At 37.6% G+C, this 25582-nt stretch carries 19 protein-coding genes; 6 read left to right on the top strand and 13 right to left on the bottom strand.

What is annotated here, in order from left to right:
* Window positions 1-41 precede the first annotated feature (41 nt).
* The 9 genes from IEV35_RS02835 to galU form a co-directional block, all read right to left on the bottom strand.
* On the bottom strand, window positions 42-1430 hold the full coding sequence (locus IEV35_RS02835) for an ATP-grasp fold amidoligase family protein (RefSeq protein WP_188383177.1): 1389 nt from the start codon (window positions 1428-1430) through the stop codon (window positions 42-44).
* Window positions 1423-3579: a glycosyltransferase family 2 protein gene (locus IEV35_RS02830; protein ID WP_188383176.1), complete on the bottom strand. Its 2157-nt coding sequence runs from the start codon at window positions 3577-3579 to the stop codon at window positions 1423-1425. The genes IEV35_RS02835 and IEV35_RS02830 overlap by 8 nt, the downstream gene beginning before the upstream one ends.
* Entirely contained in the window at window positions 3569-5488 is a 1920-nt protein-coding gene (locus IEV35_RS02825) for a glycosyltransferase family 2 protein (RefSeq protein ID WP_188383175.1), read from the bottom strand. The genes IEV35_RS02830 and IEV35_RS02825 overlap by 11 nt, the downstream gene beginning before the upstream one ends.
* A 32-nt stretch (window positions 5489-5520) precedes the next feature.
* Entirely contained in the window at window positions 5521-7071 is a 1551-nt protein-coding gene (locus tag IEV35_RS02820) for an ABC transporter ATP-binding protein (RefSeq protein ID WP_188383261.1), read from the bottom strand.
* Between the two features lie 50 nt (window positions 7072-7121).
* The gene (locus tag IEV35_RS02815) at window positions 7122-7898 is read right to left on the bottom strand and encodes an ABC transporter permease (RefSeq protein WP_188383174.1); all 777 of its coding nucleotides are present in this window, start codon (window positions 7896-7898) and stop codon (window positions 7122-7124) included.
* A 33-nt stretch (window positions 7899-7931) separates the two neighbouring features.
* Window positions 7932-8720: a glycosyltransferase family 2 protein gene (locus tag IEV35_RS02810; protein WP_188383173.1), complete on the bottom strand. Its 789-nt coding sequence runs from the start codon at window positions 8718-8720 to the stop codon at window positions 7932-7934.
* 84 nt (window positions 8721-8804) lie between these two features.
* Entirely contained in the window at window positions 8805-9926 is a 1122-nt protein-coding gene (locus IEV35_RS02805; RefSeq protein ID WP_188383172.1) for a glycosyltransferase family protein, read from the bottom strand.
* A gap of 4 nt (window positions 9927-9930) precedes the next feature.
* Entirely contained in the window at window positions 9931-11121 is a 1191-nt protein-coding gene (locus tag IEV35_RS02800) for a glycosyltransferase (RefSeq protein WP_308419758.1), read from the bottom strand.
* A gap of 301 nt (window positions 11122-11422) precedes the next feature.
* A complete protein-coding gene (gene galU, locus IEV35_RS02795; RefSeq protein WP_188383171.1) occupies window positions 11423-12310 on the bottom strand; it encodes a UTP--glucose-1-phosphate uridylyltransferase GalU in 888 nt (295 codons plus the stop codon).
* Between the two features lie 185 nt (window positions 12311-12495).
* On the opposite strand from galU, the gene IEV35_RS02790 reads away from it, so the two are divergent.
* Window positions 12496-13809: a nucleotide sugar dehydrogenase gene (locus tag IEV35_RS02790; RefSeq protein ID WP_188383170.1), complete on the top strand. Its 1314-nt coding sequence runs from the start codon at window positions 12496-12498 to the stop codon at window positions 13807-13809.
* Between the two features lie 44 nt (window positions 13810-13853).
* Here IEV35_RS02790 and IEV35_RS02785 read toward each other — a convergent pair whose 3' ends face one another.
* The 3 genes from IEV35_RS02785 to IEV35_RS02775 all read right to left on the bottom strand — a co-directional run bounded on the left by IEV35_RS02785 (window position 13854) and on the right by IEV35_RS02775 (window position 17781).
* On the bottom strand, window positions 13854-15311 hold the full coding sequence (locus tag IEV35_RS02785; RefSeq protein WP_188383169.1) for an APC family permease: 1458 nt from the start codon (window positions 15309-15311) through the stop codon (window positions 13854-13856).
* Between the two features lie 556 nt (window positions 15312-15867).
* A complete protein-coding gene (locus tag IEV35_RS02780; RefSeq protein WP_188383168.1) occupies window positions 15868-16590 on the bottom strand; it encodes a GntR family transcriptional regulator in 723 nt (240 codons plus the stop codon).
* Window positions 16591-16701: 111 nt separating this feature from the next.
* Window positions 16702-17781: a glycosyltransferase family 4 protein gene (locus tag IEV35_RS02775; protein ID WP_188383167.1), complete on the bottom strand. Its 1080-nt coding sequence runs from the start codon at window positions 17779-17781 to the stop codon at window positions 16702-16704.
* Between the two features lie 174 nt (window positions 17782-17955).
* Between IEV35_RS02775 and IEV35_RS02770 the strand changes: the two genes are divergently transcribed.
* Both IEV35_RS02770 and IEV35_RS02765 read left to right on the top strand, forming a co-directional pair.
* Entirely contained in the window at window positions 17956-18174 is a 219-nt protein-coding gene (locus IEV35_RS02770; protein ID WP_188383166.1) for an outer membrane protein assembly factor BamD, read from the top strand.
* Between the two features lie 500 nt (window positions 18175-18674).
* Window positions 18675-19286, top strand: a complete 612-nt coding sequence (locus IEV35_RS02765) for a hypothetical protein (protein ID WP_188383165.1) — start codon at window positions 18675-18677, stop codon at window positions 19284-19286.
* Between the two features lie 45 nt (window positions 19287-19331).
* Here IEV35_RS02765 and IEV35_RS02760 read toward each other — a convergent pair whose 3' ends face one another.
* Window positions 19332-22403: a S8 family serine peptidase gene (locus IEV35_RS02760; protein ID WP_229740616.1), complete on the bottom strand. Its 3072-nt coding sequence runs from the start codon at window positions 22401-22403 to the stop codon at window positions 19332-19334.
* A 447-nt stretch (window positions 22404-22850) separates the two neighbouring features.
* Here IEV35_RS02760 and IEV35_RS02755 point away from each other — a divergent pair, with 447 nt between their 5' ends.
* The 3 genes from IEV35_RS02755 to IEV35_RS02745 all read left to right on the top strand — a co-directional run bounded on the left by IEV35_RS02755 (window position 22851) and on the right by IEV35_RS02745 (window position 25202).
* The gene (locus IEV35_RS02755) at window positions 22851-23750 is read left to right on the top strand and encodes a hypothetical protein (RefSeq protein ID WP_188383164.1); all 900 of its coding nucleotides are present in this window, start codon (window positions 22851-22853) and stop codon (window positions 23748-23750) included.
* Between the two features lie 113 nt (window positions 23751-23863).
* Complete coding sequence (locus IEV35_RS02750; protein WP_188383163.1) at window positions 23864-24271, top strand: hypothetical protein; 408 nt, start codon at window positions 23864-23866, stop codon at window positions 24269-24271.
* Between the two features lie 220 nt (window positions 24272-24491).
* Window positions 24492-25202: a threonine/serine exporter family protein gene (locus tag IEV35_RS02745; RefSeq protein ID WP_188383258.1), complete on the top strand. Its 711-nt coding sequence runs from the start codon at window positions 24492-24494 to the stop codon at window positions 25200-25202.
* Window positions 25203-25582: the final 380 nt, after the last annotated feature.

Here is a 25582-nt window from a genome sequence, read left to right as displayed (position 1 = left end):
CTCCTAAAATTCCCTTATGAAACCATCATTATATTTTCCATTTATAATTTCTCAAAAAGATTAAATTTCTTGCCATCTAATAAGTCTTGAACTAATCGCCCCTCTGCTTCCAAGAAATAATCTCCTAACCACTTATCAGTGGCTTCATCAAATTCATCATAATTTCCTGGTTTTGGTGTGAATTCACCAAAGACTAGACCATTATTTGAACGGAGGAAGTCAATTCTAATAAATGGAGCAGGAATCGTTAAACTAATTGTTTCAGCTAGCTTAATTTCCTCCTCTGTACATCCCTTCCCTTTAAATAAGTCATTATTATACTTACCAGTATCCACTCGCTCACCTGATGCTGTCCACCAGCAGTACTTCAATTCTGGATAGCGAGATATCTCCAATATAAGACCAACCTTACCATAAAAGCAATAGAATTTTATATCACGGGCAGGAACTTTTTCTTCCCGATTCTCGAGTAATAATTCCTCTACGAACCATTCATCCTTATCGACCCATCCTGAGTGTAAATCTTGGTTCATGGATTCGATTAATTCATCCCAACTTTTAAGAGTTTTCGAACGTTTAATATCAAATATATCGGTCGTCGAATAGACGAGATACACTCCTCGAGAACCTGCTCCATCAGTCGGTTTAATAACGATTCCGTCTTTCTTTGGTACGGTACTTGTCGTGTAAACTTCTTCAGAGAACCACGGTACCGGAACTTCTAATTCATTTAGAAACGAATAGGCAACTCGTTTATCATCCAGTTTCCATTCTGGGAGATTACCGTTCAATTGCATTTTTCTCATTCGAGTATTTAAACTTCCTCTAAATGAGGAAACTTGTCTTAATTGTAACGGTTCTTCCCTTACTCCTTCTCGTACGATGAATTCTGGGATGTCTTCATTTTTTAAAGCAGATAAAACTTTTTGATAAACATAATCACGATACGTTTCTTTTTCTTTCATGAATAATCTTGCCGAATAGGTTAATGCATTATTATAGTTTGCTTCATGCTGTTTTTTATGTTCAACGATTTTGTCGATATATGGTAGGAGGTCGCCGTCTGCTTTCATTTCCTTTAATCTATCTTTCATGTTAAAACTATTTAGCTTCCGGTCATGAAGCATTAGCTCCTGTAGTTGTTCCTTCGTTTCATATAATTCATTCTGTGCTAATGTTAACTTTTCTTCTAATTCCGCAATTCTTTTGTCCTTCTGATTCGTCTTAGCTAGTGGTTTAAAGATTTTATATGTATTACTGTTTGTGATTTGGTTTATCTTCTTTTTATCTCTTTTCATTTCGTTCGTCTCTTTTTCAATCAAGGCCTCTTTTTGAATGATCGACTGAAGCAATTGTTCATTTTCCTGCTCTAGTTTTTGAACATCAGATGTGTTTTCTTTTATGCTTGGATGTTGTTCATGTTTACTCAACGAAACCGTCCCCTTTTTCTTTTCCTAAATTAAACGGATTGTCCTCCACTAGCCAGTCATTTAACCGTTCGTCATACGACTTACCTTGCCAATTTTCTTTCGTTAACTTCACATATTTAAGTTCATTGTTTGCTTGTCTCTTCAAGTTATCCCTCACCTTTTGACTGTAAGGATACCATCTGCCTAAGTTATCAAAGTAGGAAACGAGGTGTTGAGAACATTTTCGTAAAGAATATGTTTTCTTATTATGTTGAATTGGATCGGTATATATGACGACTTTAATCGTATCAGCCTTCACATTCGGTATATATTTCTGTTTTTCGGATAAAGCAGTCGGGTCTTTCACTAATAAGACGGTACAATGAATTTCTTCCCCGTAAACAAGAAATTGAACATCATCCCCATTGATACATTCTCTTATTTTGTTATGGATGTCTTTCGGCCCTGTACGGTTATATTCGTTCATTTGGATAAGCCCAGTTCGAAGACCACGTTCTTGATGAACTTGAATTTCCTCGATAATAGACTCGATCAGTTGCCCTGTTGAACGGAAATCGGCAGCGATTACGACATCAAATTGTCTTGGACGGCTTTCTCTTTCTAAACGTAATGGTTCTGGCACCGGATAGGGACGTTTCTTCATCGGGAAATCATAGTAAAGTGATGATGCATGCTGATGATAATAACGATAACTATCACGGTATTCCTTTCGAATCCCCATTAAAAAGCCATTATAACCGAAGACCGAGCTACCTGTTAGCGAAGAAGCCGATTGTCTCGCCAACGATAATGGACCAGTTGATAGATTGACGATACTATTTTTACCAAATACTTTTATGATTCGTTGGATAAACTCACTATCTGCTGCAAAACGGACACTATCCCACGCTCCGAGTTGCTCTTGAATCGGTTCTTTCCGAAACATTAACGAGGACATGTTCGTAAATACATATTCCCCTGGATTGCCTCGACGGTAGAACGTTAGATCTTCCGTCATTCGAGCTAATTGGGACGTGTTTGCTATGATAGAAGGATGTTCTATTAAATGCTTCACTTGTATTTCTATTTTTTCTGCATGGGACCAGTCATCGGAATCATTGACGGTAACAAATTCTCCCGTTGCTTGCATTAATCCTATATTTCGAGCTACATATGGACCACTATTTTTACCCGTTGAGAATAGTTTCACTCTTGGGTCTTTCTTCATGATGTCCTTTACTACTCTCACTGTATCATCTGTACTACAATCGTCAACAACAATGACTTCTACTTGTTGCCATGTTTGCGTAAGCATTGAATCAATCGCAATATGAATTCCATCCGCTGCATTATAAGCTGGGATAATGATTGATACTTTTGGACCATCCATGATTTTTTCTTTAGTAGAAATGGTATATAAATTATTGTAAGGAACTGTTTCCTCATTGTTATGTAAGCCAACTCTTTCTAGTCCATAATGGGAAAGTACGTGATTAATCCACTGTAACTTTTCCGTATCGTTTGTTTCTGTATTGGCTAATGCTGCATATAAATCTGGATGTTTCTCGTTTGCCAACTGTTTATGAATGACTTCTTTAGCTTCGAATCGTTCGCCGCATCGCTCTAAACATTCCGCTAACAGAATCGTTAGCTTTCTTTGCCCATCTTTGTCACGTAAGTTTGCGATGGACTTCAAATAACGTAAAGCAATTGCTGCATCCATTACGGTATATTTATTCGCATACCAAAGAGCAAGCTCCCATGCGGCCGCTTGCTTCAAATAACTACTCTCTGTTTGTCGATAGATCTCTTCTAAATTTTGAAGGCTCTTCTCTATAAACCCAAGTGTATATAGATGGTATTTTTCATTTTTTAATGCATTCGATGCTTTCTTTTGGCGATAAGCTTTACTATATAATTGACGCTTATCTCTTCTACCAAGAACATAAGCCCCTGATTCTTTGGCAAAGGACTTCATTTTCTGAGGAGTTTTCATCAATTTATAAGCTGTACTATGTTTAATGATGTGAAGTTCTGTTTCCAACATCGTACGCTTTTTGCTTACTTCCTCCCTAAGGGATTTCTTTTCTCGCCAAGTCTGATCGAGTTGGCGTAATGTATCTTGAAGTATTTCATTTTGTTTCATTAGCTTATCTATTTCACTGCTCATTCCGCATCTTCCAATCCTCATCTATTAGATGGAAATCAACTTCAGGGTACTGTTTCTTCACATAATTTACGATATCATCATCCGCGCCAAACCACTCTTGTCTTCCTGAGAAGTAGTCTGTAGCATGGTTCTTAAAGGTATCTAATTCCACGTTCTCTACATCATCGATAATTACTTTTATACGATCTGCCGTCACTTTCGGAACATAGCGCTGCTTATCTTGTAATACGGCACTATGCGGGATAATGAGTTCTTGCGCCATAATGTTCTCCCCGAAAACAAGCATTTGAATCTGTTCCCCATCAATTAGCTCGCGAATTCGAATATCGACTTTTTCATTCGATAGTTTCAAATTAAATGTATTCATCTGTACAAGTCCAATTGTAGAATCATTTTCAGCTAATGCTTTTATTTTCGTTACTAAATCTTGAGAGACGTTACGAAAATCAGTAGCTATGACAATATCAAACTGTCTACTTCCCATCGGTTTATCTTCTCGTTTCGGCCACATTGGTTCTGGTACTGGATATGGTCGTTTCTCCATTGGATACGGATAATATAGAGTGTTCCCGGATTGATGGTAGAATGACAGACTTTCCACATATTCTTTCCGTACGCCCATAAAGAATCCATTATACCCGAAAGCGGAACTTCCAGTTAAAGAATTAACCGATTGTCTTGGTAAGGACAATGGACCAGAATGTAAATCTACATATTTATTCTTACCGAACACTTTAATCAATCTTCGTTTAAATTCACCGTCAGCTGCGAAGCGAACACTATCCCAGTTACCGATTTTTTCAAGAACGGGCTCACGGCGGAACATTAACGAGGACATATTCGGGAATATATACTTCCCTGGAGTTCCTCGACGGTATAATTTAATTTCTTCCGTCAGTCTGGCATGTTCGGAAGTATTGGCGATGATGGAATCATGTTGCATAAGATGACGTGCTTGAATCGCAATCTTTTCGGCATGGGACCAGTCATCGGAATCATTGACCGTAACAAAATCTCCTGTTGCATGCTTTAATCCGATATTTCGAGCGACATATGGGCCACTGTTCACCGGTGTCGATAACAACGTAACTCTCGGATCTTTCTCCACGTATTCCTTAATCACATCGGCCGTATTGTCCGGACTACAATCATCGACAACAATTAATTCTAAATTTGTCCATGTTTGGGAAAGAATCGATTCAATCGCAATTCGAATACCGTCCCCTGCTTTAAATGCTGGTAAAATAACTGAAACTTTCGGACCATCTGTAATTACGTTTTTGATGGACTCGGTTCGAAGGTCATCATACGTACTGTCATTTCCATTCTCAAAATAGATTGGAGCAAGATTATAACTTGTCATCGCCTTATTGATCCATGTCACTCGTTCTTCGATGGACTCATGGAGATTAGCCATACCTAAAAATAAATCTGGATGACGTTGTTGCTCTATCACTTGCTGTAATACGTCTTTCCCTTTATCCTTTTCTCCTAAAATGTCATAACATTCCGCTTCGACAATCGCATATCTTCTCGTTTGATCCAGATTCTTTTCTTTCTCTTTCGCAACTGCAATGTACTGTAATGCTTTCTTCGCGCCTTCTTCCGAGTAATCATTGGCATACCAAAGCGCTAATTCCCATGCTGCTAGCTTTTTCAAATAAGGATATTTCGTATTTTCGTAGAACTGATTAAGCTCTGTTAACCCTTTATCTGTAAAACCTAAACTATATAGATGGTGGCGAATTTGTTTTAATCGTTGTCTTTCTAATTGTTGCTTACCTAAAATAATTTGCTTTAATTTTTCTTTTTGTTCATCTGAAAAGATGTCGCCTAATCGCTTCCGTTGCTTTTCGTTCATTATATTAAATATAAACCAATCGATCGGGCCCGTTATTACCTTTTTCATTCCCAATTCCTCCACCACCTAATTAACTTGCCTTATGCTTGATTACCTGTATTGTTCTTATTCTTCTTTTGATTCTCTTTTAACTGAATCTTCCGCTTCGCTCCGTTTACTTCTCGGTATTTCGCAACTGCTTCTTCTGCACTACCATCGAAACGAATTTGACCTTTTTCCATCCAGATTGCTCTCGTACATACTTTCTCAATAAAGCCCATACTATGAGACACGATGATTACAGCTTTTGCCTGTTCCATCATATCTTGAATTCGTTCACTCGCCTTTTGTTGGAAGGCGATATCCCCAGTCGAAAGAGCTTCATCGATAATGAAAATATCCGGCTGTAAAATAGCAGCAATACTGAAACCAAGTCTCGATTTCATGCCAGCTGAATAGTTCTTCACTGGTTTATGAATGGCATCACCAATTTCGGAGAACTCGACAATTTTATCGAATTTTTCTTCTACCTTTTTCTTGGAGATTCCTAATAACATCGCATTTAGATAAATATTATCTTCACCTGTAAGTTGCGCGTTAAATCCGGTTCCATAGCCAAGTAATGCTGAAGTTTTTCCATTAACTTGTAACGTTCCAGAATCAGGTGCAAGTATATTCGTTAACACTTTACATAACGTACTTTTCCCAGCACCGTTATGGCCAATGATCCCGATTACTTCTCCTTCTTTCACTTCAAAGCTAACATCTTTCAGCGCCCAAAATTCGCCCGTATTTAATTGATAGGAAACACCAACATTGTTCGCCTCAATAATGACATTGTCTTCTATTTTCGTCTCCGTTTTACTTAACTGGAGATTTCGATTTTTACGTAATGGTCTTGGTGGTACGGTTGCGCGATATTTCGCTACAATCTCTTTCGGATCACCAATTTCACGGACTTTCCCTTTTTCTAACCACATGAGACGGTCACAATTACGCTCAGCATAACGCAGGCCATGTGTAACAATAATGACCATTTTGGCTTTCGTCACGAGGTCTTTCATTTTTTCAGCAGCTTTTCTACTAAAACGGGCATCCCCAGTATTTAATGCTTCATCTAAAATGAGAACTTCTGGTTCTAAATGGGCAGCAACACTAAACCCTAGTCTTGCACGCATCCCACTAGAATAATATTTCATCGGTTGATCAATAAAGTCACCAATTTCAGAGAACTCATGAATATCTTCGATGTACTCGTTAATCACTTTTCGGTCGATTCCAAGCATCATGCCATTTAAATAGACATTCTCACGACCAGTAAGTTCTTTATTAAAGCCCATACCGAAAGAGAATAATGCTGTCACTTTTCCATTAACATGGATTGTTCCTTTATCTTCTCTCAAAATACCAGCAATGATCTTACTTAGCGTTGTTTTACCTGCGCCATTGGAACCGATGATGCCAAGAATTTCTCCTTGATGCCCATCAAAGCTTATATCTTTCAGTGACCACACTTTTTTATTTTTCTTTTCTTTTTTGTCTTTATTTTTTATCGCACCAAAGACCATCGATTTAATATCATCTCTTTTACCTGTTTCAAAGGAGACGCCTATATTTTTAGCCTTTACGATTGTTTCCTTGTTTTGTTGCATGGAAATGTTCTTTTCCAAATTAAAAACCCTCTTTATTCAAGATTGTCCTTCTATAGTGCTTTGATTATCTTATGTTCATTTTTATAGAAATAATAAAGCATAAAGACGACTACAACGATGGAGATGAGAAAGATGATTCCAAGTTCCATCATATTCGGGCTCGTATTCCTCATGAGGATGTCTCGGTATGATTCTACAATCATCCCAATCGGATTATAATCCACTGCCCATTGATATCCTTCTGGAAGGTCCCTATCCATCCAAATAATCGGTGATGCGTAGAAGAATATACGTGTAATATACGTTAATAAGTTATCAATATCACGGATAAATACAGTGAAATACCCGAGTACTAAACCAATTGCAAGTAAGAAAATTAACGTAATAAATACGATTAGCGGCAAATACGCCAATTCCCACCCCGGTACAACACCTGAAACAGCTAAAAACACACCAATTACAACTAAGCCAAACGCAAAGTTAAAGAGCTGTGTCAGTGTAAAAGCAAGTGGGAAAATAGATTTCGGTAAATATACTTGGTTAATGATGGACCTGTATTTTAATATCGCTCGTGCGGATGAATTAATCGATGAACTGATCCATCTCCAAACGACTAAACCAATTACTAAATAGGTTGCATAATTGGGACCACCACGACCTAATACAATTACAACAACAAAATAATAAACAAGTACGTTTAATAACGGGTCTAAGAGCCACCAAAAATATCCTAAATAACTATTTCGATGCTCTGCTTTTAACCCTGACTTTACTAAATACAACAATAAATCTTTTCTGCTTAGTAATTCCTTTAAATAGGATTTCATTAGAATTTGACACCTTTCTTCTAACTAACTACACTAATTTGTCCTTTTAGAAAGTTTAAATTTAAGTAAGTTACGAATTCCTTTCGTTGCATAATGCAAGAAGTAATACACACTTTTCAGTAATGGTTGTTTTTCCACATGACGGTAGACATACCATTGACGCTTGGCCGCTTTTACTTTATTACTCGATATGGAATTTTCCACGCTACGATACTTTGCAAGGACTTCTGGTAATCCATATGCTCTAAAGCCCATTTTCGTAATGGCTAACCAATACGCATAATCTTGTCGCGTTCGAATGTTAACCATCTTCAAGTTGCCAACTTTCTCGCGGTCAATCATCACCGTTAAACAACCAATAACACAATGTTTCATTAAGTCATGGTAACCGACTGATTCAGGAGCTCTTGAAATCGCATCCTTAACGGTACCATCTTCTTCCATACGGACATATTTCGTAAACGAGAAAGCAATATCTTTCTCTTGCATAAAGTGAAGTTGCTTTTCTAGCTTGTCCGGAAACCATAAATCATCACTATCTAAAAAAGCAATATATGTTCCTGATGCATTTTCCATCGCCACATTTCTCGCAACAGCTGAACCACTATTTTCTTCCAATTGAATGACTTTAATACGGTTATCCTTCTCGGAATAGCTTTTCGCCAATTCCACCGTTCGGTCGGTGGAACAGTCGTCGACAATAATCATTTCCCAGTTGGAATAAGTCTGGTCCAGTACGGATTGGATTGTTTCTTGGATAAATCTTTCTGCATTATAAGCAGGTGTTATGACAGAGATTAAAGGGTTACGTTTAGTAGACATTTTCTCCCCTCATTTCTATTACCTACATGATAGTCTTTTCTCTTTCTTTATTATATTTAGATTCATTAAGAAAAAAAATAAATACTAATCCAATAACTCATTATACCAATTAATGAGCTTTCTTTCTTCTACATTCCAGTTCAAATGTTCAAGAACGGCTTTTTTTCCGTTTTCTCCCATCTTTCTCGCTTCTTCTGGATGGGTTTTTAAATAATCAATCGCTTCTTTAATTTCGTCATTATCATATGGGTTCACTGCGATACCACATTGATATTTTTCCATAAACGCCTTCCACACTGGAAAATCAGAGCATAAAATTGGAAGGCCGGCACTCATATATTCAAAAAACTTCGTTAGCTCTTTTTTCATATAATGTTCTGTCGGTGGAAATAATGCGATTCCAGCTAGCCAGTTTTTACTCACATACTGTTCTTCTATTCTTTCCTTTTGGACAAATTGATCCAATCCTTCGATGAGAAGGTTGTCTTTTTTATCCTTGGCCACTTCATACATTTCGTTCGCTATGGCACTAGAGCATTTCCCAACAAACTGAACTGAAACAGTTTCATCAATTAATGGTAATTTCGCGTGGATCAGTGCTCCTCTTACATGGGTGACATTTCCTGTATATATAAACTCATTCACCGGGGTAGAATGATCCCTACGGTGTTGGATAATATTCTCATTTATCGTTGGGTAATTTAAGATACATTTCCCGCTTGGATAAATATCCTTATAATATTTTTCCGCTAAACATAATTCTAATCTTCGACTAAATATACCCTCTATCAGTTTATACGTTTTAGCAATTATCTTTTTGACAGGCTTACTTAAGTAATCCTTCTGTAAAATGCTGGTAATATAGTCCTCGTGTATATCATAAATAACGATATTGTTCTTTTTTTTTAGTAACCAGCCAACGGGTAAAAGTTCTGGATCATGAAAATGATAGACATCGGCTTGTAATTTCTTTGCCTTTTGATAGGCATCCCAAACACCAAGTGTCATCCGTTTTAATCGACTGTTATATTTCTTAACCGGTACATGGTTCACATTGCTGTTATTTTTCGGCTCATCTGCTTCTTGAGCGATTAATGTCACATCAAATCCCGCATTCGCTAAGGACTTACATTCTTTATGAAAAATCCTTGGATCATATGGATGGTGTACTGTTGTTAAGTGTACTACTCGTTTAGGAGTACTCATCTTATCAGCTCCTAGCTACTATCTCTTTTTCCATCATTAATGTTTGACGGAATACTTCCTCGTATTGTTTCACGATCTCACTCGCTGCAAATTGATTAGCTCTACTTAGTCCTTTATTAATCATCGCAAATCTCTCGTCATTAGTGAGTGATAGTACGTCATACATTTTTTCTGCCATATCATTAGCATTTCCAATTTCACATAACTTACCGTATTCTCCATCATTTAATACTTCGACGGCACCTGGTCTACACGCTGTCGATACAATTGGCACACCGGTTGCCAATGCTTCCGCTAACACATGCCCAAACCCTTCTTTTAAGGATGAAAGGACGAATAAATCTGCATGGGCAAAATAGACATATGGATTTTCCATAAACCCTAAGAAGTATACATGGTCTTCTATGTTTAATGCTTGTACTTGTTTTTTCAGCTGTGCTTCTAATTCACCTTCACCTAAAATGACTAATTTCGTATTTAGTTTTGGTTGAACGTTTGCAAATGCTTCGATTAATGTTTGATGATCTTTATCGTTAACAAGTCGTCCTGCCGTAATAATAACTTTCGATTGACCATCAAAAATATGTTTATGGTCGTCATGAATTTGCCCGTTTTCGATGTTTTTCTCGATAACACCGATATCGACAGGATTATAGATTACGGTTATTTTTTCTTCAGGTACATGATATCGGGCAATAATATTTTCTTTTACCCCTTTTGATAAAGAGATAACCCTACTCGAAAACTTATATATCCAACCGACGAATCTCAATTTCAGATTCGAACGAGTTGTTCCACCTAAAAAAGCTGCTTCCCTTACAATATTTTTCGCTTTTGAAAAGGAAAGGAGTCTTGCTAGTATGGCTACGATATTGTAATTCGGAATCGTACTAAACACTAGGTCTATTTTTTCTTTCCGAATTAGTTTTGCTAATGGAATAATGGCGGATCTTAGTCTTTTCGTATGTAATTTAATAAATTTTATATCGTCATGGAGATAGCTTTCATAGCTTCCATTATAATTTAATGTTACTAGAATTGGTTCGAATTGTTTCCTATCTAGATGGTTTACGATATTTAATATCGTTCTTGCTGCGCCACCAGCTCCCATTTGGTAAATGAAAAATAAGACTTTTTTCTTTTTCATTAGTAACAGCCTTTCTGTTTCTTGTCGCTTATAATAGCGAATACTCATGGAATTATACCATAGGGTGGGAATTTTATAAATTATTGTAAGGGAAAAGAAAAGAGACTAGTACAAAAAACATTTTTAAATTAGTAAGAACTAAACTTTGAATTTGGGTGCTTTAACCCCGCCCCGGAAATATACTGCGCTTTCCGCGGGCGGCTGGTGAGCCTCCTCGTGCTGGCGCACTGTGGGGTCTCACCTAAGCCTATCCTCCCGCAGGAGTCTCCGTATATTTCCGGGGCTAGTGTTCGCTAGTTCGTCTAATAGAAATTTATTTTTGTCCTAACCTCTTTAACTACACATTTATTTACTTATCTAAATTCTCTAACTTCCATTGCATATATTTTTTTACTTCGTTGTGGAGGTCGGGGCGGTTTAGGGCGAAGTCGATGGTTGCTTGGACGAAGCCTAGTTTGTTTCCGACGTCGTATCGTTTTCCTTCGAAGTTATATGCTAATACTTGTTCGATTTCGTTTAGTTTAACTAATGCATCTGTTAGCTGAATTTCATTATCTTTTCCTGGTGGAAGATCTTCCAAAATCGGAAAGATTGCTGGTGAGAGAACATATCTACCCATAATGGCAAGGTTAGATGGTGCTTCCTCTTTCGCTGGTTTTTCAATTAACGTTTCCACTGGGGTAATTCTTGATTGATCATTATTTTCCCGTTCTAACGGTTTGATGACACCATACTTGGAGATTTCCTCAAGTGGTACATCATGGACACCAATGACAGAGCTTTGATGTTGTTCATATACATTAATTAATTGTCTTAATGTAGGTTCTGAAGACTCGACGATATCATCCCCTAATAAAACAGCAAAAGGTTCATTGCCTACAAAGGTATGTGCACAATAGATCGCATGACCAAGTCCTTTTGGTTCTTTTTGTCTAATGTAGTGGATGTTTGCTAAATCGGATATGGAACGTACCATTTCTAAAGTCTCTTCGTCTCCTTTAGCTAGGAGCTTTTCCTCTAGTTCATACGAAATATCAAAATGATCTTCAATGGCTCGTTTTCCTCTACCAGAAATAATAATGATATCTTCAATTCCAGAAGCAACCGCTTCTTCGACAATATATTGAATTGTCGGTTTATCGACAATTGGGAGCATTTCTTTTGGTTGTGCTTTCGTTGCGGGTAGGAAGCGTGTCCCTAATCCAGCTGCAGGAATTATCGCTTTTTTTACTTTCATTTCCGTGCACTCCTCTGCTATAGTTTCTATATATATAGTTTATCATAAGCGGAAAGACCGTCCAATTTTTACGTGAAATGATTAACAATGCAATCTCCTTTCAAACAATGTATAATATTATATAGGTGGAATGGTCACTATAAAGTTATATGACTATAATCTCTATAAAAAAGGTAGGCTAAACAATGAGTTTATATGAGAAAATTAAAGCAAAAGAAGAAAAAATCTCTGTTATTGGTTTAGGATATGTAGGATTACCTTTAGCAATCGAATTCGCAAAAAAATATGATGTGGTTGGACTAGATGTTAATCAAGCAAAGCTAGATAAATATCTAAGCGGTATTGATGTGACAGACGAAGTTGGCGATGAAGCTGTTAAAAATACAACGATGAAATTTACAAGTAACGAAGAAGACTTGAAAGATTGTAAATTTCATATTGTCGCTGTTCCAACACCAATTAATATTGATAAAACGCCAAACTTAGCTCCTGTCATTGGTGCGAGTGAAACAGTTGGACGAAACCTAACAAAAGGTTCTATCGTTGTATACGAATCTACTGTTTATCCTGGTACAACGGAAGAAGTTTGTATTCCAATTTTAGAAAAAGAATCTGGCTTAAAATTTGGTACGGACTTTAAAGTTGGATATTCCCCAGAGCGTATTAACCCAGGGGATAAAGTAAACACATTAACGAAAATTATTAAAATTGTTTCTGGCTCTGATGAAGAATCACTAAAGGAAATTTCCAATGTGTATAGTTCCATTATCGAAGCTGGTGTACATGAAGCAGAATCGATTAAAGTAGCAGAGGCTGCTAAAGTTATTGAAAACTCACAACGTGATATTAATATCGCATTTATGAACGAACTTTCCATGGTGTTCAATAAAATGGATATTAATACGAAAGCCGTTCTTGAAGCTGCTGGTACAAAATGGAACTTCTTAAAATTCACGCCTGGATTAGTTGGCGGACATTGTATCGGAGTCGATCCATATTATTTCACATACAAGGCGGAACAACTTGGATACCATTCTCAGATTATTTTATCCGGCCGTAAAATTAATGATGATATGGGTAAATATGTTGCAAGTAACATCATTAAACAAATGATCAAAGCAAAACAAGATATTGATGGAGCACGAGTGGCCATTCTTGGACTAACGTTCAAAGAAAATGTCGGAGATGTTCGTAACACGAAGATTATCGACATTGTGGACGAGTTAAAAGAATATGGGGTAAACGTATTAGTTCATGATCCAATGGCAGAAGCTGATGAAGTATATCATGAATACCAAATTGAACTTATTAATGAAGAAGAGTTAAAAGATCTAGATTGTGTTGTATTCGCTGTACCACATAAAGTGTATATGGAAACATACGATTTAGATAAACTGGAAAGCCTATTCCGTAATGATAAGAAAGTATTAGTAGACATTAAGAGCGTGTTAGATCGGAAGGAATGTCAAGCAAGAGGAATGCATTACTGGAGTCTTTAAAGCTAACAGAAAACCTGTATGGAAATCTCCATACAGGTTTTTTATTAATCTTTTTTCGCTTTTAATTCTTTATCGCCTAGGATTAGATAGTTCAATTCTTCTTGTGACAGATTATTAATTTGTTTTCTCTTCATAAGATAGAAAATTAAACCTAAGACAATCCAAGCAACAAGTGCAATACGTGATTCAACACCTAAGAATGCTGGTGAACCAGGGAATAGTAATAAAACTAAGAATACTAAGCTAGCAACCATACCTAACAAAGCAAAAACCTTCTTAAACGGTGAATCTGTATGAATATCAGGATTAAAACCACTACTATTTTTACTTCTAAAGAATGAAAAAGCTGCATAACAAGCATAAAAGTAAGCAATCGTTACTCCAACAGAAGACATATCTACTACCCAAAGTAACGCTTCACGCCCAAACCAAGGGGCAAATAAAGCAATAATAACCGTAAAAATAATTCCCCAATATGGTGTTTTATATTTCGGGTGCACTTTAGCAAATGCCTCCGGAATAAACTTCGCACGAGCCATTGCAAATAATAATCGACTGGAAGATAAAATAAATCCGTTTAATCCAGTAAATATCCCCATCGAAAGTGCAATAACTAATACTAATAATCCAGTCGTTCCAAGTAATTCCTGGATCGCAGTTCCTGTTCCCCAAATATACCCTGCATCAACTAACCCTGTCCAAGGAGCAGCCATTGCAGTAGCAATAATCATCAAGCTGTATAATGCTGCAGCAGCAATAATTGCAAAAACAATTAAACCAAAAGCTTTTTTAGTGGAAAAATTAAACTCTTCCGCAGCTTGTGGAACGTTATCAAACCCTACATATGCCCATGGTGCAATGGCAACAATAGAAATAATCGCAGCAAAAGCAGTTGTATCTGTAGGGAAAAGTGGTGTAATGTTCGACAATCCTGCGCCAGGCTGTGCACCTACCATGAATGTTAAGAAGACAATAGCCCCAATCATTACACAGCAAAAAATAAACTGTAATCTTCCCGAAAACGAGGCAGCTTTAACATTAAAGTAACCAAATATCGCTAATGCTACCGTTGCAATAATGATCTCTGGTAAATATACATTCCAACTCGCAACCTGGTAAAGTTGAACGTTCTCAACGAACTTTGGAAATACAAACTTAAACATTAGTGCTAGTGCCGAAGCATTTAATGCCACAATACATATGTATCCTAATGTTAAAAACCAACCACAAATAAAGGCATGTGTTCTACCTAAACTTGCAAAAGCATACGCAAATTCTCCACCAGAAACTGGGAAGGATTTAATCAAAAACCCATAACTTACAGCTATTAATATCATTAATAATGCACCAATAACAAATCCTAATATAACCCCTAATGGACCTGCAGTAGACATCCAGTTAACTGGTTGAACAAAAGCACCCCAACCAATTGCTGACCCTAATGCGATCGCCCAAACCCAATGCGGCTTAAGAGTCCTATTTAATGAAGCTCTCTCCTCCATAAGCATTCTCCTTCGATGAATAAATTCTTACATATTATATGTTAAGTTATTTATTTTATAGGTACAAGAACGTTCGAACGTCCGTACCAGTTAGTACCATTGGTTGTTGGAGTTGGTTTTTGTTAATTTTCATGTAAGATAGAGTGGATTTTTTGATAGAGCTTGAAGAAGAATTAGAAGGAAATGTAGGTGCATAAAACCCGCCCCGGAAATATACTTCGCTTTTACTTCCAGTACCGGGGCGACATCTGCTCGAAAGTACTATCGCAGTGTCTACCTCGCACTTTCGAGTACAAGTGCGACATCCGCTCGATAGAACCATCGCGGTGTCTTCTTTGCCGCAGGCGGCCGATGAGCCAGGCTACTACTTGAATAAGCTTCCTTGCTGCCTTGCACCGAGGAATCTTTCTTCGTAGCGTTACTTGCAGACGCAGGTGCATCAACGGGGTCTCACCTAAGCCTTTCCTCCTGCTGGAGTCTCCGTATATTTCCGGGGCTAGTGTAGTACTTGTTCGATTTTGACCATTTAGAATAGAGTTATGTCTCAAACTCCATACTAATTACTCTTTCTAGATAAGTTAATTTTAAAGGAATACATATCCGAACGATAATAGGCATCTTCGAATTCAATGAAATTATTATTGATATCGGTTATTTTTCGTTCTGCATTTAACATACTAAATGTCGAAGAAACACCTAGTAAGCTTGCATCTTCTTTTAATACTTTACTTGATTTGATTATTTGTTCCGCAGCAAATGTTTTAACTCCTACTTCTCTTTCAAGTAGATCATAGAACGCTTCTTTATTTAGGTCATATTTAATTAATTCTTTCCCAATGTGAATTGGGTAATAGTGCCTTTCAATACCAATAGGGATTTTATTCGCGTAACGAACTCTTTTAAAATAATAGGCATTTTCTAATCCAGTTACTTCTTTCAGTCTATTATCTAGTTTTATAATTTCATGTTCGATAAGTTTTGCACCTGGGGCCATCCCCATTCGCTCAATGGTCTCTGAGGTGCTGCTTAAGCTCCCTAGCCAATCATTAATTGGTTTCAGTTTGACAAAGGTGCCTTTACCTGGCCGTTTCTCCAGAACGCCTTCTCGCACTAACTGAGAGATTCCTTCCCTTACCGTGCTCCTACTAACGTAATATTCTTCCATTAATTCTCTTTCACTAGGAATTTTATTCGTGTATTCACCTTTGATAATCTTTTCCTCTATTTTATGCTTTAATTGAACATGTAAAGGAATTGAACTTACATAATCTAGTGCCATCGGCTCTCTCACCTCTATAAAAATTATATTATAGAAAACTCAAATAAAAAAGTGTTAGATATACTAGATTAAAAAAGCCCCTCCAACAGATTGAAGGGACTTTTTGTTATTCTACTCTTGTTCTCGTACTTTTCGCTTAAATATTTTACCTAACAAATCTAGTACCGGACGCTTTCCGCCAAAGACTAAACCAACAATCTCCGCTAAAATATGTAGCAAGAAAAGTAGTATGATGACAACAAACAAGTTAGTCGTGATAGACGCTTCATTAAAGATAATTGCTAATGTACCAAATATCGCACTAATACCATATAAAATAAGCACTGTTTTTCGGTGACTATAGCCAGCATTTAATAGTTGATAGTGAATATGCTTATTATCTGCCGTCATGATATTCTGTTTATTTAACAATCGCCTTAACATCGCAAATAGCGTATCAAATATCGGTACAGCTAGTACAATAATTGGGATAACAAAGCTTAGTAATGCAATATTTTTAAATAAACCTAAAATAGATATAACCGCAATAACATAGCCTAAAAAGTTAGACCCTGCATCCCCCATATAAATCTTCGCTGGATAAAAATTATGGTATAAGAACCCGAGATTAGCCCCAATCAGTACGATACAAAAGTAAGCAACAATTAAACGAGCATCAATAATAGCCATAATAAAAATACTAATCAAAGCAATTGTCGTTACACCTGTAGCTAATCCATCCAACCCATCAATGAGATTGATCGCATTCGTTATACCAACGACCCATAATACCGTAACAAGTACACTAAAGAATCCTAATTCAACTTGTCCAATAAACGGTAATGTGATGCGTTCAATTATTAGTCCTCCCGATATTAAGAAAGAGGCAGCAATAAGTTGTCCAGTTAATTTAGCAATCGGCCTTATCGTCAGTTTATCATCGAGTGCTCCTGTAATTAAGATGACGATAGCACCACAAAATATTTCAGTTAAATGCTCATGCTGTGGTTGTAAATAAAGTAAACCAAGAAAAGCACCGAAAAAGATTGCTAGGCCCCCTAGTCTAGGAGTCACCTTCTTATGGATTTTCCTACTATTTGGGAAATCAACGGCACCAATTTTTATGGCAAATTTTTTCACGACAAATGTCAATAAGAATGTAGATATTAGTGCTATGATAAACGCAATTGCAAAATCGATATAATTAAACATAGCATTCTCCATATAATTTGATAAATTTACTATGTAAAATTATATCGAAGTAACGACACGCTGGCAAATGTGTGTACTAGTTCGCATACTCAACTAAGTTTCTATTTAAAACATGTATGACCTCCTTATCGATGGTAATCCTAAGAACAGATACTACATAAAGGAGACGGACTCATGCGATATCGGCTATTGATTTTGCTACTGACAGCTATGATGCTTTCCGCTTGTGCTAGTGAGGATGAAGTTATTGATCAATTAAAACAAGATGCGGAAGATCATATTAATTTAGGGAAGAAACAGGAAGGGATTTTGCTTTATGAAAAAGTACTTAATAGGAGAGAAGATCCGGAAGTTCAGCAGAGAGTTCAACAGTTGAGGAATGAAGTGGAGTAAAGGTGGGGGCTAAAGCACTTTATAAGTGCATATGACCCGCCCCGGAAATATACTTCGCTTTCACTTCCAGTACCGGGGCGACATCTGCTCGAAAGTACCATCGCAGTGTCTACCTCGCCGTGGGCGGCTGGTAAGCCTCCTCGTGCTTCGCACTGCGGGGTCTTACCTATGCCTTTCCTCCCACAGGAGTCTCCGTATATTTCCGGGGCTGATGAGGTGGTTGTATTTTACCATCCCTGTAGAATAATAGATCTCCTCTCCCCTCTCCTTTTATACATAAAAATACTTGTTCATTAACATACTCATAGCGAATTACTTTTTCACACTATCATACATCCGCCACCAATCTCCCTCACTTCCTCCCTCACATGTATATCAAATTCCATTCTAGGTAAATATGGAAGAAAATGAAAAAAATATTTTCATTCGACAACATTCTTTTTAGAGAACGGTTATAATGAAGATAGATTAGCGAATATTATATTGGGAGGAGGTAAATTATGAAGAAAATAGTAATAAGTATCGTTGCGATTTTAGTCGTAGTTGGGTTAATACGCATAGCCCCTGTTATTGCTTCCGAATTTAACGAGGCAGAACAGAAAGAAGAGAAGGAAACTACTTCTACGAATGACTTACGAGCGGAACTAAACGATGACCGGAATAACGAACAAATTGAATCTCTAGCAAAAGAACATGGCATTTCTACCGAAGGAAAAAGTCTCGATGAAGTGCAATCGGAGCTACGTGAAAAACTGCTCCAAGAAAAAGCAGATGAATTAGGGATCTCCACAGAAGGAAAAACCGCTGCTGAATTAGAGGCAGAATTTAAAGCAGCCATTGGAGAATTCGAAACAGAAGAAAAGAAAGCTGAATCCATGGACAAAAATGAGCTCCGCTTTTCCATCGGAAACCGAGAAGCTTCATTAAAAGATAAAGCAAAGGAATTTGGTGTTTCAACCGACAGTGAGGATACGGAAGCAATTCAAGAGGATATTTTAAATGATTTACTGAAAAAGAAGGCAAAAGAATTAGGCATTAATATAGAAGGAAAAGATTTAAAGACGATTGAAAAAGAATTAAAAGCCGCTTATGAAAATAAAAATAAAAAATAGAGAGACTCCCCACTTTAGCGGACTAAAGTGGGGACTGTCCCCCTATTACTTCTTCTTGCCTTTTGCTTTTCCTTGTGGTCCCATGACAACTTTTTCTGTCACGTTACCTGCTACGTCTGTAACAACTACTCTTACAGCAGAACTTGGGTGAATTCCTGTTAAGTTCACTTCGTATTCACCAACAATTGGTTCTTCTGTCGTTCTTTCCCCATTTACGTATACTTCCCACTCTGCTACTCCAACTTCATCCGCAACCGCTAATGCCACTTTACGCTGCCCACGGTTAATTTCCGCTTCTACTGTTGGAGCTGTATTGTCTACTAAGACTGGGAATTGGATAGAATTCACTCGCGCATCATCCCAATCAATGACAGCATCGAGTTGGATGTAGTATAGGCCATCTTCTACAACTTGACCATTCACCGTTCCATCCCAACTATCCAGTTCTTTATAAGCAGTACCTCTACCATTATCATAGTAATCTTTACGAACATAATCATATTCATAGATTTCATCTAGTACATTCCCATTTTCATCTAACACACTTACATTTACTTCAAGTGCATTTCTTAAGAACGAAATGATAGGAACGATCTCATCTGAATTACCATCACCGTTTGGAGAGAAGATACCAGTTTCTCCATAACTACGAAGGTTCACATCATCTACTGCAGTCCATAGACCAGTAAATCCGTAATAAGACATCTCATCCCATCTTGGTAAATCAAAGATCGGTGCACTATCCCACTCCCCTTTGAAACCAGCATATGGAACGGTTAATGTTGGATTATTATCTGTTGGGTCTTCTAACGTAACGAATCCATCTAACCAATAGCCATTTTCATAGTAACTGTTTAATGTTGCATCCCATGCGCTCACATCTACAGTAACTTCAAATGTCACCGAACCGTTCGCTGGTACTTCAATCGTACTTACTGCTTGTCCATCAACGGTTGTTGTTCCGTCTAGTGGAAGTGAACCAAATTGATTTGGTACGTTTACGAAAAATCCACCTGCATTAACTGGAACATCTGACATTGCATTCGCACTTACTTCATAGTTAACCGCTTCATCTGAGAAGTTTGTTGCCGTTAATTCAAATGTAACAGTATTATCTGTTACTTCTTTTAACGCTACCTTTGATTCATCTGTTGTAGAATCCGTCACAACAACTGGTGTTGATAATGCGGCATGAAGCTGCATCAGACCAGCACCTTGACGACGAGGTGAAACTGGAGCACCTTCAAATTCTACTGGACTAGCAGTATTCATTAGTAGTTTCTTAGCTAGTTCTACTCGGTCACGTCCATCTAGGCCAAACTCTTCATCAACACGTTGCATCACTAATGCACTACCACCTGCTACATGTGGTGCTGCCATCGATGTACCATTTTTAATTCCATATTCCCCATTATTAATCGTCGAATAAATTTGTCCACCAGGAGCAGTAATCTCCGGTTTGAAATCTAGGTTTGGTGTTAATCCCCAAGAAGTGAAACTACTCATTTTACCTGCTTCTGTATTCGGTACGGATGTTTTTCCACCGTTAAATGTTACCGTTGCAGTTTGACCTTGTACTAATGCTTCTTTTAGTACATCTCCATCCACTTTTGCTAAAAATAGTTGTGGAATTTGGATCGCTGGATCACTTTGCATGTTAACCATACCATCTGTATTGTTATAAACGATGACCCCAGCAGCTCCAGCATTTTGAGCATTTAATGCTTTGGAGATAAAGTCTAATTCTCCACGTTGAACTAGTGCATATTTTCCTTCTACATCTTTTCCTTCAAAATCCTCTGGGAAGCCAAGTCCTGCTTCTACTAGCTCAACTGTTGTACCTACTGTTGGAGCAACTGTGCTTGCTGACATAAAGCCTGCAGGTACGCTAGCTTGTCCATCAATAGAGTATTCTAGTTCATCAACAGAACTAAATGCGTTTTCAAAAGATGCTACTTGTAGGGAGTCATAAGAAACCCCTGGAGATCCGTTTACCCCATAATCTGGATTAGATGCATATGGATAAAAGAATCCGTCACCAAGCATATTTGAGTTACCAGCTGAAATAGCCATCATAATTCCATTTTCCACTGCACGGGAAACAGCTACTTGGTCTGGTGAATCATGTGCAACAAACCCAGCAGGTGCACCTAAACTCATGTTTAACACATCAGCATTTAATTTAATCGCATCATCAATTGCTGCGACATAAATATCACTATATGTTCCGCCATTGGCAGGGTTATTACTAAATACTTTTAAGTTTAAAATTTGTGCTTCTGGAGCAATTCCTGTAATTCCACCATTTTCCTCATCACCATTCGCTCCAACAGTACCTGCTACGTGCATTCCATGAGCACCGGAAGAACCGTTAAAGTCTGTATACTCATCGTTTTGATCGTAATAGTTATAACCATAAGGAACTTTTTCGGTATAGTATTTACCAGGTAGTTCTCCTTTAGCGATATAATCATTCACTTCCGCTTCTGTTAGCGCTACTTCTGTCCCTTCAGAAAGTACGAAATCTTGGTGATCATGGTCCACACCAGAGTCAATTACCCCAATAACCATGCCTTCCCCTTTGTAGCCATATTCGTTCCAAGCTAATTGCGCTTCGACTAGCTCTTTACTATAAGCCATATCAGGTTCAGCAATAGGTTTTTCATATAATGTAGAAATAACAACATTCTTTACCTGAGGTAATTCTTTGATTTCTTCAATATCACCGTATTTTACTTCGGCACTAAATCCATTCATAACGGCATCAAATTCTTGAATAACCTCTGCATCAATTTTCTTATTCTTTATTGCAGCTTTGGCAGCTTTTTTCTTTGCCTTCGCTTCATTTAATAATTTCTTTTTCTCTGAAACACTTAAGTCACCGAACTTAACTCCTTTTTTCGTAGCTACTTCGATCGGTGCATCCCCTTCTACTTCAACAGTGACACGTACTACTTCATCCGCATCATATCGCTCAATTGTATCTGTTGTAGAAAGTGTTCCTTTTTCCAGCTCACTATTAACGACAATATCGCCAGCTTGAGCATGGATAACTGTACTAAATACTAATAAAAAAATGATCGATAAAACCGAAACTTTCTTCCACATCTTACTCATAAACTGCCTCCTCTAGTATGTAGGTTTAAGTCTTTTCTACTAAACTATCAATTTAGTTTAAAAAAACTTAATAGTCTAATAATAGATAGTTCTTAAAAATCAGACAAGATTCGAAAGTCATAGGTAAAAAGGTTCGAATTTGCTTACTTCATGTCGAATTATTTCGAAGTTCGTAACGAATTGTAGGGAGATGGTTTTGGATACTCGACCTCTTCGTTCGTTATATAGCACTTTAGTCATTGACTAGTTCTTAATAGTGAAATATAATGGATTAGAATGTTCTCTATTAAGAATTTATTCTTTTTAACGAATCTATTAATCCGTCCACTTTTATAGGTCTTTTAGCCCAGGTGGACAAGCTGGGGAAAGTCGATTGGAGGGGGGTGAAATCGAACAACTTATCCCCAAATAAATATTTATCTATCAATCTATTAGGAGGAATATACATTGAAGAAAAAAACGATACTTATTGTACTAATTACGGCAGTATTAACATTCAGTGTGTCTATGACGGTAGCTTATTTTACAAAGAAATTTACAAGTGATAATAATATTGTGACAGCCGCAACATTTGATGTCGATGTAGTCAATTCGAATGGACAAACGATTGGTAATGCTGATTTTGATTTAGAAGAAGACTTATACCCTGGAATGGATCCAAAAGAAGTATATAGTTTCCAAATTAATAAAAACAATACCGAATTACCTGTAGCATACAGTGTGAAATTAAATCCATCTGGTGCCCTATTCCCAGCGGATGGTAGTTCACCAATCCAATTAAAATTAGAAAGAAATGTAGATGGCGATTGGGTACCGGTTGATTTTGATACGAATTTTAGACCTGATTATGACTCAGAGAAATTTAGAATACTAGTTGGTTGGGAGCATTCTGAAAATGATATTGACTTCCAAGGCGCAACCGGAAATATCGCACTAGAAGTAGTAGCTACTCAAGTAGATCCAGAAGAAGAGCCCGAGGGCCCACCATACTACACTGGTGAAGTCATTTTCAAAGCAACACCAAATGGCTCCACAAGAACAACTACCGATAAAGAAGTGAATTTCTATGTAAATGATGATGGTTATAAAGTAATTGAAATTTACATGGGTGAAGCTGATGGTGTATTTGAGGAAAAAGTTGGTGATATTCGAGTAGTAGAAGATGCCGATGGATGGTTAAGAGTCTACACCGAACATGAATATTTCGCTAGCGAATCACAAATGTGGAGAGTAAAAGCAAGTAGTGTAGATACATCAGTAGAAGGAATCGTTCGTTTGAACAAGACGCTTGGACCATACTTGTCAATCGAGTCCAATGCATTGTACGATTGGTTCATCGAAAATTAAGTTTGTGTGAAAAAGAGGGTTCTCTAGAATCCTCTTTTTTTTGTTTGATGAACTACCATCACTATGCTATGCTTTTTTAAGATATTAAATCTTCAGAATGGAGGAATACACTTATGTCCAGTGCATATTATTTTGCCCTTGCTGCCATTCTAGCAGTCCTTGCAATTCTATTAGTCTTTAAATTGAATGTAGAAAAACTGAAAGAAAACCCTCAGCAAATCGGCCAAGTACAAACAAGATTTTTCATCGGAGTAGCTGTCGCTGAATCTATTCCAATTGTATTAATCATTCTCGGATTCCTGGGACTTGAAACCGTCTCATCCATAGAGGAATTATACATCCCAGGAGCTATTGTTATCTTTTCGATGATTTTTGCACCATTTTTCATTATGCTACAAAAGTCAGTTGGAGTTCCCGAAGAAGCAAAACAAACAATCAACACGTTTTCGTTCATCGGTATCGCCATGGCAAATGCCATTCCAATTATTTCTTTAGCTTGTTTATTTTTAATGATGCCGTAATAAGTGAAGCCTTCCTTTTGGGGAGGTTTTTTTCTATTGGTGGGACGAGTCGTTTGTCATAAGAACTCCTCACACAAGGCTGTACTCAAATATTGGCATAGCAAATCCTCCTAAAAACTCCCCCTTCCATCTTCACACAAACCCTACTATAATAAGTAAGATAATACATGTTCGGAGTGAATGTAAGTTGGATATACACGCACAAGTTACTAAAGTATGTATGCTAGCAGGAAAAATTATGTTGGAAAGTAGTGCAGAAACGTATCGAGTGGAAGATACGATGAATCGGATTGCGCGGTCCTATGGAATTTCCAACTCCCAAAGTTACGTAACACCTACTGGTATCACCTTTGCGATTGATCAAGCAGAGCCTGCCAGTATGATGCGAATTGAAAAGCGTACAACCGATTTGAATAAAATTGCAGAAGTGAATAGTATTTCGAGAAATATCGCTACAGGAAATTTATCAATTACGGAAGCTATTACTTCCCTTAGAAAACTGGAGAAGCAAAAAATGCTCTACTCGAACTCACTTATGATCCTAATTGCAGCAATTGCTAGTGGTTGCTTTACGATTATGTTTGGTGGACTATGGGCAGATTTCCTTCCTTCTCTTGTTGCTGGTGGCATTGGGTTTATCGGCTTTTTATGGTTTGATAAATTAGTGGAGATCAGGTTCATTTCCGAGTTTGTTGCAGCTTTAATTGTTGGCCTTCTTTCTGTATTATTTATCGAAACAGGTCTTGGCGTCGAACAGGATAAGATTATTATTGGCGCCGTTATGCCACTTGTGCCAGGGCTTCATATTACAAATGCAGTCCGAGATTTATTAGCCGGACATTTACTTGCTGGAGTTTCCAAAGGCGTAGAAGCCGTACTCACCGCCTTTGCCATAGGTGCTGGAATTGCGGTTGTGTTAGGGATATTTTAATGGGGTAGAAGAGAATCGGAGCTATTAATATGGTGTCTTCGTGCATTTGGTGGTTGTTGGGGAGGAATGAAAGGCATTCGGACTTGGTTTTTCTATCCTTTGGTTACTTATTTGTGTGATGAGTGACGGATGTTCTTGTTTTCTCTAGCCTAAGGGCACTCATGGGGCTGATGAGTGACGGTTGTTCTTCTTTTCTCTCTGCTACGGGCACTCATAAACGCGATGAGTGACCGTTACTTCTCTTTTCTGCTTCCTACCGTCACTCATACTACTAATTAGTGACCGTTGCTCTTCTTTTCTCTCTTCTACGGGCACTCATGAGGCTGATGAGTGACGGTTGCTCTTCTTTTTTCTCTGCTACGGGCACTCATGGGGGTGAT

The sequence above is a fragment of the Ornithinibacillus halotolerans genome (assembly GCF_014637405.1).
GTDB classification, from domain to species: domain Bacteria; phylum Bacillota; class Bacilli; order Bacillales; family Amphibacillaceae; genus Ornithinibacillus; species Ornithinibacillus halotolerans.
This window is presented reverse-complemented; position numbering and strand designations above follow the sequence as displayed.